The following is a 12,584-nucleotide window of genomic DNA, read 5'->3' as shown; positions in this document are numbered from 1 at the left end:
GATTGGCATGTGTGGCGCCCCGTTGCGCAAACCAGCATCCGAGAACTGTCCGGATGGTGGGGAAGTAGAGATGTCCTATCAACAACAAGCAACTCTACCCTCACGTAAGGGTAGGGTTGCAAACGGAGTCGTCGAGACTCGGGATACGATGCAAAAGTGATGCATATCGGTGAAGTGGCGGAAAAGACTGGCCTCTCCCTGCGCACCCTCCGCCACTACGACGACGTTGGTCTCCTCAAGGTCTCCGCACGCACCGAAGGCGGCTTCCGCGTCTACACGGCGGAGGACGTGAGCCGGCTTCTGCTGATCCGCCGCATGAAACCTCTCGGTTTCACCCTCGAGGAAATGGCCGAGCTGCTCGATGTCGTCGACGAGCTCCCCACATCCGATGCCGACGCGGTTGATGCTCCGGCCGTCCGGGAACGTCTCGCGCGGTTCATCGACGAGGTTGAGCAGCGCCGGGAAAAGCTCCGCCAGAACCTTGCCTACGCGGACGAATTCCTCGCGCTACTCACACGGCAATAAAAGCTCCGCGGTGGTGGCCTCGGTGCGCTCGAGCTCGCCGAGCGGCATGTCCGATAGGGGATCCCTCACCGGACGCGTTTCTCACCGCGTGAGATCCGCCTGTGACTTTCGGCGCTGTGTGGCGGCGTTCTGTGATCGCTATTTGGCGCATCGATCTGGCTGCCGGCAAGGCGTCAGCGTCTCGAATCACATGAGTTATGAGGCGTCTCGTCGGCTTGATTTGAAGTTGCCTGAATGACGAATCCGAGCGCGCAACGGTGATTTATTGCGCTGCTCCACTCTCGGGATTTGCCGTGCGGATCTGGGTTTTTCGCTGACATTTGACGGTGTCGCTGATGCCGAAGAGATACGAGTGTTCGATAGACGAGCTAGGAATGGGCAGTCCCCGAGCAGGCACCGCGCATCGCGGCCGCCAGCCGCCAGCCGCCAGCCGATCGGCGGTCGACGCAGCTCCTCAGAAACGATCGTTATTGAGCTGCCGAACACATAGCGCTGAATGGTAGTTCACAAAGGTGTCAAAACTGCTGTTCAAGAAACTGCCCGGAATCAAGATCTGGAAATCAGTTTTGAAATGGACAGCAGTTTTGACACCGTTTTCGGTTCACAGCGGCTCGGCGCTCCGGCTCTGCCCGACGACGCGAGTGCTCGACCTCTGCCAGGACGCTAGTGCTCGTCACGATAGCCGTCGCGGGGTCTGCGCCTGCAGGCTCGCCTCCACCTGCTACTAAGGCTTTAGCACGCTACCGGATCGCCTGAGAGAGTGCATCGAACTCCGAATCACTGAGCTCGATGGACGCAGCGCGAAGGTTGTCTTCGAGATGGGCGACGCTCGACGTGCCCGGTATGGGGAGGACGACGGGACTCCTCTTGAGGAGCCAGGCGAGGGCCAGCTGCGCGGGCGACGCACCTCGGGCCGCTGCGAGCGTTGTAAGTGGGCTGTTCTCGCCGGTGAGTCCGCCGGTCGCCAACGGGAACCAGGGAATGAACCCGATGTTCCGGTCCGTGGCCCAGTCGAGCAGCGCCTCGGCGTTGCGCTGGGCGAGGTTGTAGAGGTTCTGGACCGACACGATGGGGGCGACCTTGAGGGCGGCCTCGGCCTCGGCAACTGTGACCTCGCTGAGGCCGATGTGCCGGATTTTTCCTTCGTCCTGGAGGACCTTTTAATGTGCCGATCTGGTCCTCGAGTGCAACGGCCGGATCGATGCGGTGAAGCTGGAGCAGATCGATGCGGTCAACATCGAGGTGTCGAAGTTCCCCCTCTACTTGCTGCCGCAAGTGAGCTGGCGTACCGTTCGGACGCCACTGGTCAGGGCCTTGGCGGGTCTGGCCCACCTTCGTCGCAACGACGATGTCATCGGCGTACGGACGAAGTGCGTCGCGGAGGATGCCGCTCGTGACATCCGGCCCGTAGGCATCCGCACTGTCGAAGAAAGTAACACCGAGCTCGGCCGCCCGAAGGATCACCCGGATGGCGTTATCGCGGTCCGCGGGCTCCCCCCACGTTCCTGGACCGGTGAGCTGCATAGTGCCGTAGCCGAGACGAGACACGGCGAGATCGCCGCCCAAAAGGAACCTGGCAGGGGCCTTATTGGGGAAGGGATTTGGGTTGATCATGAAAAACTTTCCGTTGGTGGGGGGTTAGGGGTACGTGCGTTCGTTTGCTGCGGTCGGATGTCGGTCACGGCACGGAGACGTCGTCATTCATGCCGTACTGGTACGGCACACCGAGGTGATCCCGGAGGGTGTCTCCGTCGTAGTCGAGGTGGAAGACGCCTCGTTGCTGGAGCAGAGGCACGACTCCGTCGACGAACGCGTCGATGCCGTCCTCGTAGACGTCGGGGTTGAGCCAGAATCCGTCGCAGGCGCCGGCCTCGAACCACTCCTGCATGTGGTCGGCGGTGAGCTGCGGAGGGCCCACGGGGGCGGGGTGGTAGTCGATGACGCCGTGGTAGAGGATGTCACGGACACTCCACCCTTCTCGAGCGATTTCCAGGGCTGTCGCCGATCGTGGGTCCGACGGGGTTGCTTTAGCTGCTGCGCGCTCTGATGCGCTCAAAGACCTGTCGAGGTCGGTCATGGTCAGTGGAATGCCCAGCATCATCCCGAGGTAGCCGACTTGCTGGCGGATATGGGGTTCAACGAAGAGACCGCGCCGGTCAAGCGCCTCGCGCTTTGTGGGCGCGATGGTCGGGCTGATTCCTGCGAAGTACTTGATGTCGTCGGGGTTGCGGCCCGCTTGCTCCGCCGCCCGCCGAACGTTGGAGCGCTGGCGGATCGAGTCCTCGATGGAGTGGGTGTTCCCGATCACCCCATTCGCGAAGCGGCCCGCCAGCGCCAGGCTGTGAGGACTCTGCCCGGCGTGGAAGACGACGGGCTGGCCCTGCTTCGAGGGTGGGATCTCCAGGGGGCCGCGGGAGGCGACGTATCGGCCTTGAAGATTGATGGGCTGGATCTTCGTTAGGTCGGCGAAGACCCCCGACTCCTGATCCGCGACCCACGCGTCTTGTTGCCAGCTGCCCCAGAGGGCCTGGACGATCTGGACGACCTCTTGAGCGCGACCATAGCGCTCGTCGCGGCCGGCGATCGAGGTACCGAAGTTGGCCGCGGAGCCCTCATCGGACGTCGTGATCGCGTTCCATCCGATGCGTCCGCCGCTAATTACATCGAGCGTCTTCAGCTGGCGCGCAAGGTTATACGGCTCGTAGAACGTCGTAGACGCTGTCGACACGAAGCCGATCTTCTGGGTTTCCCGAGCCATGATCGCCATGGTGATGAACGGGTCCATTGTCAGCATGGGTGAATCTTGATCGGATCGCTGGCTCTGCGTGAGCATGTCCGGCAGGAACAAGAAGTGGAACTTTCCCCGCTCCGCTGCCTGCGCGTACCGCACGTAGGCGTCGGGGTTCGTGTAATTGCGTGGATCGACGTGAGGTGCACGCCAGGCGAGCGTTGGGGCTCCGTATCCGTTGCCCAGCTGCATGCTGATCAACATCGTCTTCTTCGGGGTCATTGCCCGGGTTCCCTTCCTGCGAGCCGTGCGTTCGGTGTTAAGTGATGGAGTCTGGTTACGACGGGTCTGTCAGGCCTCGCGCCGGGAAGGCGTGTCGTCGTCCCGCGGTGACGATGACGAGTACGACCACGAGCAGTGCCAGCGTCGCGAAGGGCAGTGCGCCCGCCCCGATCCCGGTTAGGACGAGTCCTCCGAGGATCCCGCCCACCGCAATCCCCAGGTTCAGGCCGGTGACGAGGACCGACTGCGCGGCGTCGACGGCGGTGCCGGACGCATTCGTCAAAGCGGTCTGCTGAAGGCTTCCCGATCCGCCGAAGGCGACACCCCACGCAGCGATGCTGATGATGATCGCGACGGGCGCGCTCGTGGCCAGCCCTAGCACGAGGACCGCGAGTGCGAACACTGCAGTGCTGACCAGCATGAGCAGGCGCAGATGCCGGTCGATCAGAAGTCCGGTTGCCCAGAGTCCGACGAGAGCCGAGACTCCGAACACGAGGAGGACCGCGCTGACGGAGCCGCCCATTCCCGCAAGGGCGAGGAACGGCGCGATGTAGGTGTACAGCAGGGCGTGACCCGAGAAGAAGAGCAGAGCGACGGCGATAATCGGCAGGACACCGGGAAGACGAAGTGCCTGAAGCGCAGTCGTGCGCTCGTGTCGCTCCTGGCCCGGGAGGGGTGGAACTACAACGAGGACCCAGACCAGCACCGCGACGGTGAAGACGGCCATGATCACGAAAGTGAGTCGCCAGCCGACCGCTGTGGCGAGCAGGGTCCCTGCGGGGGTGCCGAACGCGAGGGCGATCGGGGTGCCGGAGAGTCCGATCGTCAGGGCGCGGCCGCGTTGCGTCGGATCGACGATGCGACCGACGTATCCCGCCAGGATTCCCCAGAGGACTCCGGCGAAGACGCCGGCGATGAATCTCGCGGCCAAGGTCACCGCGAAGACCGGCGACACCGCGACGATAAGGCTGGTGAGGACGTACCCGCTCAACGCGGTCACGAGCAGACGCCGACGGGGCCACCCCATCGTCGCGCTGATGATTGGGATAGCTCCCAGCAGCGCTCCGAGCGCATAGAAGGTGACCGTCTGTCCGGCAGTCGCCTCCTCGACACCCAAGTCGCGGCTGAGGGCGGGAAGGACGCCCGCGGGGAGTGTCTCGAGCATGACGGTTAGGAATCCGCTGGTGGCGAGTGCTAACAGGGCGCCGAGGGGAAGTCGCGCAGGCGCGGAAGAGCGTGTAGCGGGTGGCGAGATCTTTGACATCCCGCAATTCTCTAACCTTGTCACTAGTGTCAAGGTCAAGCTGTATGGAAAATCCGCATCTTCGGGCCGCCATCCGTTCCCCGGTGAACAGATCGCTGACGCAGCCGGCTCACCACCCGGGCGTTGCCACCTCAGGCCGAATGGGCGCTAAGCACTTCGTCGATAGAGGCGATGTACCGATCGATCGCAGTGCGATTCTCGGACAGAACACGGATGTTCTCGGACATACGCTCGCGTTGCCGCACCAGTGTTTCCCGGAGCCTCGGGTCCGGATCGACGGGGACCACCAAATCGGGCCTGTCGAAGCAGGGCAGGATCTCGCCGATGACCCGAGTGGGTATCCCGGCATCGAGCAGCCCGCGGATTTTGATGACTCGATCAACGAGGTAGTCGCCGTAGTCGCGGTACCCGTTATGCAGGCGCACGGGCTGGATGAGGCCTTTTGCTTCGTAGTACCGCAGCATCCGGGCTGGCGCTCCGGTACAAGCGGCGAGCTCGCCAATCTTCATAGAGCACTCCTCTTGACCTTGACACTAATGTCATGGTCAAGACTACCAGGAGCACATCAAGAGAAAGGTTTTGTCTATGAGAATCGGAATCCTCGGCGCTGGCGCGATCGGCTCCATCCTGTCCGACCGACTGGCTACGGCCGGTCACGACGTGATGATCGCGAACTCGCGAGGACCGGAGACGATCAGTGCCACGGCGCTCCGCGGTGGCGCCCGGGCCGTCGAGGCGGTCGACGCTGTCCGGGACGTCGACGTCCTGATTTTGTCCGTCCCCCTGCACCGCGTGCCCGACTTGGCTCCTCTGGTGACTCAAGCGCCGACCGGCGCGATCGTGATTGACACCTCGAACTATTACCCGCAGCGCGATCAGCGCATCGCCTCGATTGATAACGGGCAGACCGAGAGCGAGTGGGTTGCCGAACAGCTCGGCCGACCGATCGTCAAAGCATGGAACGCTGTCGGCTCGGGGCCGCTCGAGGCAGCATCGACCGAGAGCGGAACGGCCGAGCGCATCGCCATCCCCGTGGCCGGAGACAACATCGACGCAAAGCGCGTCACGATGGAACTCATCGCACAGACGGGTCTGGACGTAGTCGACGCCGGTTCGCTCGCCGAGTCATGGCGGCAGCAGCCCGGCACCCCCGTGTACTGCACAGCGCGCCCCGCAGACGAGATCGCCGCTCTCCTCGATGCCGCGAATGCCACGGCCGCTCCACAGCGCCGAGACCTTGTCATGGCTGCAGTGCAGGAACGGATCGAGACGGACGGCAGCGTCAGTGCCGACTATCTCACCCAGCTGAACCGCGCCGTCTACTGACATGTAACTTCTTCAATGCGACAGCCGGTGTGTGGCGCTATCGAAGAAGACGAGCGGCCGCTGCGTCTCATCTCTGTGCAGATGAAGCACTTCGAGGAGAACGAGATCGTGGTCTCCCGCCTCAACCACCGTGCGGGGCGCGACGGTGATCGTCGCGAGAGCATCGCGAATGTGCGCCGCTCCGCCATCGGTACTTAGATCGATCCCCTGAAAACGTTCATTAGCAGGTTGCCGAAGGACATCGACTACTGGCAGATCAAAGTTGGCATCTGCGCCGACGAGCACATCCACGCCAACGAACCAACCCCACGAAAGATGGGAAATATGACCAGCCACGTTGAGCTGCTCATCATCGACGAAGCCGAACGACTCACCCCAACCGCGCTCGAGATGCTTCGGGACAGACACGCCCGAACCCAGCTCGCGATGATCCTGATCGGGATGCCGGGAATCGACGAACGATTCCGCCACTACCCCCAGCTCTACAGCCGGCTCGGATTCTCACACCAATACCGAGCCCTCGGACGCGAAGAACTCCTATTCGTCCTGGACCGTCATTGGAAGCGACTCGGCAGGACTCTCGACCCCGATGACTTCACCGACGCGCAAGCCATCGCCGCCATCGAACGCATCACCCGCGGCAACTTCCGCCTCCTCGAACGACTATTCCCTCAGATCAACCGAGTCCTCAAGATCAACCAACTGGACACCATCACGGACGACGTCATCGAGGCCGCCGCCAGCATCCTCGTCATCGGCAACTAGCGACACAAAGCGATCACAGAACACCGCCAAAAAGCGCCAAACTCCACAGATCCGACTAGTTGCGTGTCCGTATACCCCGTCCGATAAGATGTGCTGGTTGGGTACCCCAAACGGAACAACCTAGGGAGCGGCCGTGCTGATCGGCTATGCGCGCGTATCGGCGGATGAGCAAGACACCACGGCGCAGACCAACGCGCTGCGCGCCCTTGGCGTCGATACTGACAGGATCTACGTCGACCAGGGCCTCACCGGGCGTAATCGGAACCGGCCGGATCTCACGGCTGCACTATCGGCGTGCCGGCAAGGTGACACGTTCATCGTGACGAAGCTTGACCGGCTTGCGCGGTCGATGCCCGATGCTCGAGATATCGCCGACGAACTGGCACGCGGGGGAGTACGCCTCAGTATCGGAGGCGAGATCTACGACCCAACATCCCCTACGGGGCGGTTGTTCTTCAATGTGTTGGCGACGATGGCTGAGTTTGAATCGGACCTCATTCGCGCGCGAACTAAGGAAGGCATGGCAGTAGCTAAAGCTAAGGGACGGCTCAAAGGCCGTGCGCCAAAGCTAACCGCTCGTCGAGAAGCTCATGCTCTCGCGCTGATTGATAGCGGCGACCACACGATGGGGGAGGTGGCTTCGCTGTTTGGTGTTTCTCGCGGAACGCTGTATCGAGCGCGTGATCGCCGGGTTACCCGCGGAGATCGGACGTCTGTTGTTGCTCTTCCACGCGTCGAGGGGGAGTGAGCTGTGGTGAGTCGACGGACAACGCCGGCTGATATTCGATCGCTGGCACCGGGGGAGGTGTTCGTGTTCGGTTCGAATGCCGAAGGGTTACACGGCGGCGGCGCTGCACGGTTCGCCTATGAGAACTTCGGTGCAATCTGGGGCCAGGGCACAGGCCCTCAAGGTGACTCTTTCGGAATCAACACGATGTCGGGCATAAACCACATGATGGCCAGTATCGCGTCCTTCCTTGCTTACGCCCGAGCTCATCGGGACCAGACGTTCCTCGTCACCGAGATCGGATGCGGGATCGCCGGGTACACGCCCGATCAAGTCGCGCCGCACTTCGCGCACGCGGGACCGAACGTGGCCCTGCCGCAACGCTTCATCGATGTGTTGTGACTCCGTTCAGTAGTTCGGCCGAATCAAATCGGTGATCGGCTTGAACGTGACGGATTCCGGTCTGATGAGCGGGACGTTGACACGGACATCGGTGAGGATCGTGATCTCGCCTAGGTTCACCATTCGACTCGCGATGCCGGTTCGCTTGTCGATGGCCAGCGTGGGCCGAGTGGCCGGGTCGTCGGTGTGCTCGAAAGTGATCAGCGAAGAGTGCTGTCCGATGTCCTGCGCCAGGATTGGGTAGAAGCTCGAATGGCCGCCCCACATATGCAAGTGCCGCGGATCGAGCATCTGCATCTCGGATGGCATTCCGCGAGGGTAGTCGACCTCGATAGCCGGGTCAGATGACCGGATCACCCCGTCGGAGTAGCTGCGAGCCTGACCGCCGGCGACGTCGCGGAAGTAGTACCAGCTCTCGTTCACCCGATCGAGTTCCGCATAGAATTGATAATGAACCGAGGGGCTTTCCTGCCTAACTCCTCGAACCTGCACCGTTCGATAAGTCGGCAACGCGGCTATCTCCCGCAAGACCTCATCAGTGTCAGTGCGGTCGAGAATCGTGTTCAGTTTCATGACTCCACTATTCCTCACGGTGGCGCACACACGATGAGCGAGGTGGCAGACATCTTCGGGGTGTCGCGAGGCACCCTGTATCGCGCCCGCGATCGTCGTTCAGCTCGCGGTGACACGACAGCTGAAGTTGCGCTGCCGCTTCCTCCGTCAAGATCTGACGCGGATTAGTAGTTGCGCCTACCACCAATCGCCGGTGGCGTTCACGAGCCAGAGATACGGAAGAGGCAGCAGCGCGATAAGTATGGGCACCGGTATTAGCAAGAACAACGGGCGTCGATACAAAACGATTAACGAAACTGCAATCAACCCAACTAGGAGCAATGTGAGTGTGGGGGCGCCGGCGTATAGCCAGGCATCCCCATTTGAGCAAACTGGATTTGGCGGCGAAGGATGGCGCGGATCATAGGGACCCCACGGCCCGCCATCCTCGCCGCTGATACATAACAGCGCGGAACGAAACAGCCCGACTGCAACCAACGGTGCGAAGACGGGCACTGCAATGATCAACAGGCCAATCCCGAAAGCCGGAAACAAGGTCTTCCCGGATCGTTTTCCCGCTGCGTGCCGATCAATGGTCCCCATTTCGGGAGCCTAACAATGCAGTTGCGCCTTGCAACACGTCTTCGGCGTGGGTGAGAATCGTATCGAGCCTCATCGCTCCACTGTGCCGCGGGGAAGGTCTGCTGATCTGTTCGTTCCACCCCCCACTGCATGGTTAGGGTGCGTCGTCTTCTGATCGTGCAACATCCTCGTAGCTCCGGGCGAGCCTACGACGTGCCCAAATGAAGACCGCTACGGCGCCGGCAAAGCAGAGGATGGCTGGCACCCACCAGTGAAGGCCTACGAACCCTCCGCCCACGATAAACAGAGTCACGCCTAGAAGAGTGACGCCCATCTGACCAAGCGAGACTATCCCACGCCCCTACCTGCGGCCGGTCACGAACGAACGTTTATGACTTGCTCGTGTCAGCTTGTTCTCCTGATTCACGAACGAGTTGAACGATAGGGCCGAGGCGGTCGCAGGGGAGACCTGCGAGGGCGACCGGCATTGAGCGTTCGAGCTGGAGCTGAGTTCGAAGATTGCGGCCATAACGCTGGGATAAAGACGAATGGCCATGTACTTGCTGTCCCGCAACACCGTTCGTTTACACAGATCCCGCCAGACGCTTGTCCCCACATTCTCCGAGGCGTCGCCAATGCCGGGCCCGCGGGCACGACAATCGCTAACAGAGAAGGCGATCGCTTCGCTCCACAAGCCCCGTCTACCCAGGCGATTTTTTCATCGACGATCAAAACGAGCTCCCTGCCACATGATTGTGATTAGGTCTGTTCGGCGCATCGCCGGCCGATGAGTCATCCTACGGACTGACGGTCGTTACTGCCTCAGGTTGACGCGAGATACCGACTCCTTTCGTACCTTTGAGATAACCGCTTCACCACAGCGCAAATCACAGTCACTCACTGACCCTCAAAGGCCCACACATGCACGCGACGACCATCACCCGTTCGGTAGTAGTTCCCTTCATCGCCATCCTTGGCATAGCAGGACTAGCCGGGTGTGCCCCCATCGAAGACGCCGTCAGCAACCGGGTGACAACAACCGCAGACTCATTGAAAACCATGCCCGAGGACTCCCCATCGTGGATTCCCTCCGACGCAACGGCGATCACCCAAGTGCGAGGCACAGCTGGCGATGCCGCCACAGTTCTTCTGACCAGCGCGCAGGATCTCGACCCAAATGAGTGTGTCGCGACACCGAGACTCTCCGCGCCCACAATGCAGGTCGAGAACGCACCGGACGTCTATGGCGAGGACGAGGTCTATTCCTGCGGTGACTGGGCTGTTATTGCCAGTCCGGACGGATGGCTCGGATGGACCCCTGCCGCCGAGAGCGCCACTAGTCCAAAGCCTGTAGTAGAAGATTGAACGTAGTCAAAACCGTCGCGGACCTTGAACGCGCGCGAAGTGCCGGTCACTCTTTAGCGGTGATCTTCTCTTCCCCATCTGATTGCACTCGCACCGCTGACCTGTCAGCACGGTGGGTGCGTCTGATCGCCACGTATGACAGTGTGGCCCCGATCGCAGCGCCGATGCTATTGGTCACGAGGTCGCCGGTGTCGCACGCGCGACCTATCCCAAGCACAGTGCCCTGCAGGATCTCGATGATCGCTGACAAAGCGACGCCGAACCCGAAAGCAAGGGCCGGCCGGCGAATCTTTAGGCCCACAAAAAAGACCACCGGGATAAACAGGATGATGTTCGCCAGTGATTCCACGGATGTAGCGCTGATGTAGGGCAGTTCAACCGCGCAACCCACGTCAGCTGAGGGGTCACCGTCGGGATATAGCGTGAGCCCCAGGATTGTGACCGTGGAGATGGCTGCGCAGGCATTCACAGTGCGTTTGTGGCGGACGATTCGGGACCCAATAAGCAAACCGGCGACAGTCATCCCCATCAGAACAAGCAGAGGGAGCCAGGGGAGATGCAGTAGAAGGTCCGATAGCACTTAGCCACCATATCGGCGACGCAAGCCGCCCCGATGTCGTCAACCGGGCCGCGCGGCCCACTGAGTAGTGCAGCGATGGGGAGCAGACACCCTTCTTGACATAATGTGCATTATCGGCACTTTATCGAAGAGTGGAAGCGGGGTCCTTCTCGGGCTCGTTTCGAGACGGCTCGGGTGCCGGCAGTGACACGCGCAATGCCGTGCCGCCCTCGTTGCCGGGGCCGATCTTCATGTCACCCTGGAACGCCTGGATGCGCCTGGACAACGACAGCAATCCGCCGTCGATGGACGGATCCGGAGCGATTCCGACGCCGTTGTCAAAGACGGTGAGAACGATTCGTTTTCCGGCTGGCTCGACGCCGTCGACGACCGACAACGACACACGGATGCTGTCAGCCGCGCCGTGCTTCAGAGCATTCGTGATGCCCTCCTCGAGACTCCGCACGAGCAGCGATCGTTGCGAGAGCCCGATGGCGTTATCGGCGGGATCGTCGAGCGCACGGAACTCGCGCGACACGTCGAACTTGGTGATGATGCTCGTCGGCAGGCGCTGCAGAATGGCGCGGATGCTAGGTGCCACACCCACCTCGAGCAACGGCGGCGAGAGCAGGCGACTCGTGGCACGGACATCCCGCTCGCGCAATTCATCCACCCGGCGTTCGACCGACCGGATGTCCTCCTCGGAGAGTTGCTCCCCCGCGTGCACTCGTTTCGCCAGCTCGTCGAGGCTTGCAGCGATGAACACGAGCCGTTGCTGCACGGTGCCGTGTAAACCCTCTGCGACCTCGCTTTTTACGCGCAGTTCCTCGCCTTGAAGCGCCTGCAGTGCCAGGTCGGCGGCCCGCCGTTGCGCGGTCTGCTCGCGTTCTTCGTGGCGGGTCCTGCGGCGGGCGGCCGAGACGGCGAAACCGAAGGCGCCGCACACCATGAGCGTGGCCACCGAGGCCCCGAATTCGACGAGCACGACGTCGATGGTCGGCGAGCGATACACCCCGAGCAGCAGCTGCAGCCCCACCCGCACCAGCCCGGCCGCGCACGACACCGCGAACGTGAGCGCGAGCACCCGGGGCCGCCACCACTCGTGCAGCGACGGGCCCCACCGGGTCATGAGCAGGAAGCCGAGAAGGAGTACTGCTCCCCCGATGCCGACGACGTTCGCGGTGATGCGCTCGAAGAGCATGCCGCGCGAGCCGCCGGGCGCAACCCAGGCGAAGATGTAGACGGTTTGCAGGGCGGTACCGATGCCGAAGGCCAGGGCGACGGCGCCCGAGGCGACGACGAACGACCGTGAGTCGCTGATGCGGTCTTTGCGGTCGTCGTGATCCAGCCCGTCGGCGCCGTCGGCACGTGATTGTGCCAGCCCCCGCGCCGGTCTTCTGATCCCCACCCCTCGATTTTCTCAAAGGATTGTCGTTTTCGGCAGCATTCGGCGTGCCTATTTTGGGGGCCTGCGCGTCGACCTCGTCCCTGGACGCGGTTGCGGGGT

14 protein-coding genes and 2 pseudogenes are annotated in these 12,584 nt (G+C 62.1%); 6 read left to right on the top strand and 10 right to left on the bottom strand.

Annotation, left to right across the window (positions count from 1 at the left end):
* Positions 1–159: 159 nt before the first annotated feature.
* Complete coding sequence (locus ACUWEX_RS08365) at positions 160–525, top strand: MerR family transcriptional regulator (RefSeq protein ID WP_445997630.1); 366 nt, start codon at positions 160–162, stop codon at positions 523–525.
* 740 nt (positions 526–1,265) lie between these two features.
* Here the strand turns inward: ACUWEX_RS08365 and ACUWEX_RS08360 are convergent.
* The 5 genes and pseudogenes from ACUWEX_RS08360 to ACUWEX_RS08340 all read right to left on the bottom strand — a co-directional run bounded on the left by ACUWEX_RS08360 (position 1,266) and on the right by ACUWEX_RS08340 (position 5,308).
* Positions 1,266–1,652 (bottom strand): aldo/keto reductase, encoded by a 387-nt coding sequence (locus ACUWEX_RS08360; protein WP_445997629.1) that lies wholly within the window; start codon positions 1,650–1,652, stop codon positions 1,266–1,268.
* A 91-nt stretch (positions 1,653–1,743) separates the two neighbouring features.
* A pseudogene (locus ACUWEX_RS08355) lies at positions 1,744–2,049 on the bottom strand (aldo/keto reductase); the annotation flags it as partial.
* 154 nt (positions 2,050–2,203) lie between these two features.
* Positions 2,204–3,535, bottom strand: a complete 1,332-nt coding sequence (locus ACUWEX_RS08350; RefSeq protein WP_445995927.1) for an NtaA/DmoA family FMN-dependent monooxygenase — start codon at positions 3,533–3,535, stop codon at positions 2,204–2,206.
* A 55-nt stretch (positions 3,536–3,590) separates the two neighbouring features.
* Positions 3,591–4,799, bottom strand: a complete 1,209-nt coding sequence (locus ACUWEX_RS08345) for an MFS transporter (protein ID WP_445995926.1) — start codon at positions 4,797–4,799, stop codon at positions 3,591–3,593.
* 131 nt (positions 4,800–4,930) lie between these two features.
* On the bottom strand, positions 4,931–5,308 hold the full coding sequence (locus ACUWEX_RS08340; RefSeq protein ID WP_445995925.1) for a MerR family transcriptional regulator: 378 nt from the start codon (positions 5,306–5,308) through the stop codon (positions 4,931–4,933).
* A gap of 55 nt (positions 5,309–5,363) precedes the next feature.
* Between ACUWEX_RS08340 and ACUWEX_RS08335 the strand changes: the two genes are divergently transcribed.
* On the top strand, positions 5,364–6,125 hold the full coding sequence (locus ACUWEX_RS08335) for an NADPH-dependent F420 reductase (RefSeq protein WP_445997628.1): 762 nt from the start codon (positions 5,364–5,366) through the stop codon (positions 6,123–6,125).
* Between the two features lie 12 nt (positions 6,126–6,137).
* Here the strand turns inward: ACUWEX_RS08335 and ACUWEX_RS08330 are convergent, their stop codons facing one another.
* Complete coding sequence (locus tag ACUWEX_RS08330) at positions 6,138–6,410, bottom strand: flavin reductase (RefSeq protein WP_445997627.1); 273 nt, start codon at positions 6,408–6,410, stop codon at positions 6,138–6,140.
* On the opposite strand from ACUWEX_RS08330, the pseudogene ACUWEX_RS08325 reads away from it, so the two are divergent.
* The 3 genes and pseudogenes from ACUWEX_RS08325 to ACUWEX_RS08315 form a co-directional block, all read left to right on the top strand.
* Positions 6,381–6,890, top strand: a pseudogene (locus ACUWEX_RS08325) (AAA family ATPase); the annotation flags it as partial. The gene ACUWEX_RS08330 and the pseudogene ACUWEX_RS08325 overlap by 30 nt on opposite strands.
* Positions 6,891–7,023: 133 nt before the next feature.
* A complete protein-coding gene (locus ACUWEX_RS08320; protein WP_445995924.1) occupies positions 7,024–7,638 on the top strand; it encodes a recombinase family protein in 615 nt (204 codons plus the stop codon).
* A gap of 63 nt (positions 7,639–7,701) precedes the next feature.
* Positions 7,702–8,019 (top strand): A1S_2505 family phage non-structural protein, encoded by a 318-nt coding sequence (locus tag ACUWEX_RS08315; RefSeq protein ID WP_445995923.1) that lies wholly within the window; start codon positions 7,702–7,704, stop codon positions 8,017–8,019.
* Positions 8,020–8,025: 6 nt separating this feature from the next.
* Here the strand turns inward: ACUWEX_RS08315 and ACUWEX_RS08310 are convergent, their stop codons facing one another.
* Both ACUWEX_RS08310 and ACUWEX_RS08305 read right to left on the bottom strand, forming a co-directional pair.
* On the bottom strand, positions 8,026–8,592 hold the full coding sequence (locus tag ACUWEX_RS08310; RefSeq protein WP_445995922.1) for a hypothetical protein: 567 nt from the start codon (positions 8,590–8,592) through the stop codon (positions 8,026–8,028).
* A 177-nt stretch (positions 8,593–8,769) separates the two neighbouring features.
* Positions 8,770–9,174 carry a hypothetical protein gene (locus ACUWEX_RS08305; RefSeq protein ID WP_445995921.1) on the bottom strand — a complete coding sequence of 135 codons (405 nt, stop codon included), beginning with the start codon at positions 9,172–9,174 and terminating at the stop codon, positions 8,770–8,772.
* A gap of 900 nt (positions 9,175–10,074) precedes the next feature.
* On the opposite strand from ACUWEX_RS08305, the gene ACUWEX_RS08300 reads away from it, so the two are divergent.
* Complete coding sequence (locus ACUWEX_RS08300) at positions 10,075–10,518, top strand: hypothetical protein (RefSeq protein WP_445995920.1); 444 nt, start codon at positions 10,075–10,077, stop codon at positions 10,516–10,518.
* Positions 10,519–10,564: 46 nt separating this feature from the next.
* On the opposite strand, the gene ACUWEX_RS08295 is transcribed toward ACUWEX_RS08300, so the two are convergent.
* Positions 10,565–11,041 (bottom strand): VanZ family protein, encoded by a 477-nt coding sequence (locus ACUWEX_RS08295; protein ID WP_445995919.1) that lies wholly within the window; start codon positions 11,039–11,041, stop codon positions 10,565–10,567.
* Positions 11,042–11,219: 178 nt separating this feature from the next.
* The gene (locus ACUWEX_RS08290) at positions 11,220–12,485 is read right to left on the bottom strand and encodes a sensor histidine kinase (RefSeq protein ID WP_445995918.1); all 1,266 of its coding nucleotides are present in this window, start codon (positions 12,483–12,485) and stop codon (positions 11,220–11,222) included.
* Positions 12,486–12,584: the final 99 nt, after the last annotated feature.

Source organism: Okibacterium fritillariae (assembly GCF_052783725.1).
The sequence above is the reverse complement of the archived record's forward strand: the minus strand, read 5'-3'. Positions and strand labels throughout refer to the sequence as shown.

Excerpts from the sequence above, each read along its gene's own strand:
- ACUWEX_RS08350 (WP_445995927.1), bottom strand. The coding sequence starts at position 3,535 with ATGACCCCGAAGAAGACGATGTTGATCAGCATGCAGCTGGGCAACGGA.
- ACUWEX_RS08310 (WP_445995922.1), bottom strand. The coding sequence starts at position 8,592 with ATGAAACTGAACACGATTCTCGACCGCACTGACACTGATGAGGTCTTG.
- ACUWEX_RS08365 (WP_445997630.1), top strand. The coding sequence starts at position 160 with ATGCATATCGGTGAAGTGGCGGAAAAGACTGGCCTCTCCCTGCGCACC.
- ACUWEX_RS08295 (WP_445995919.1), bottom strand. The coding sequence starts at position 11,041 with ATGACTGTCGCCGGTTTGCTTATTGGGTCCCGAATCGTCCGCCACAAA.
- ACUWEX_RS08305 (WP_445995921.1), bottom strand. The coding sequence starts at position 9,174 with ATGGGGACCATTGATCGGCACGCAGCGGGAAAACGATCCGGGAAGACC.
- ACUWEX_RS08345 (WP_445995926.1), bottom strand. The coding sequence starts at position 4,799 with ATGTCAAAGATCTCGCCACCCGCTACACGCTCTTCCGCGCCTGCGCGA.
- ACUWEX_RS08340 (WP_445995925.1), bottom strand. The coding sequence starts at position 5,308 with ATGAAGATTGGCGAGCTCGCCGCTTGTACCGGAGCGCCAGCCCGGATG.
- ACUWEX_RS08300 (WP_445995920.1), top strand. The coding sequence starts at position 10,075 with ATGCACGCGACGACCATCACCCGTTCGGTAGTAGTTCCCTTCATCGCC.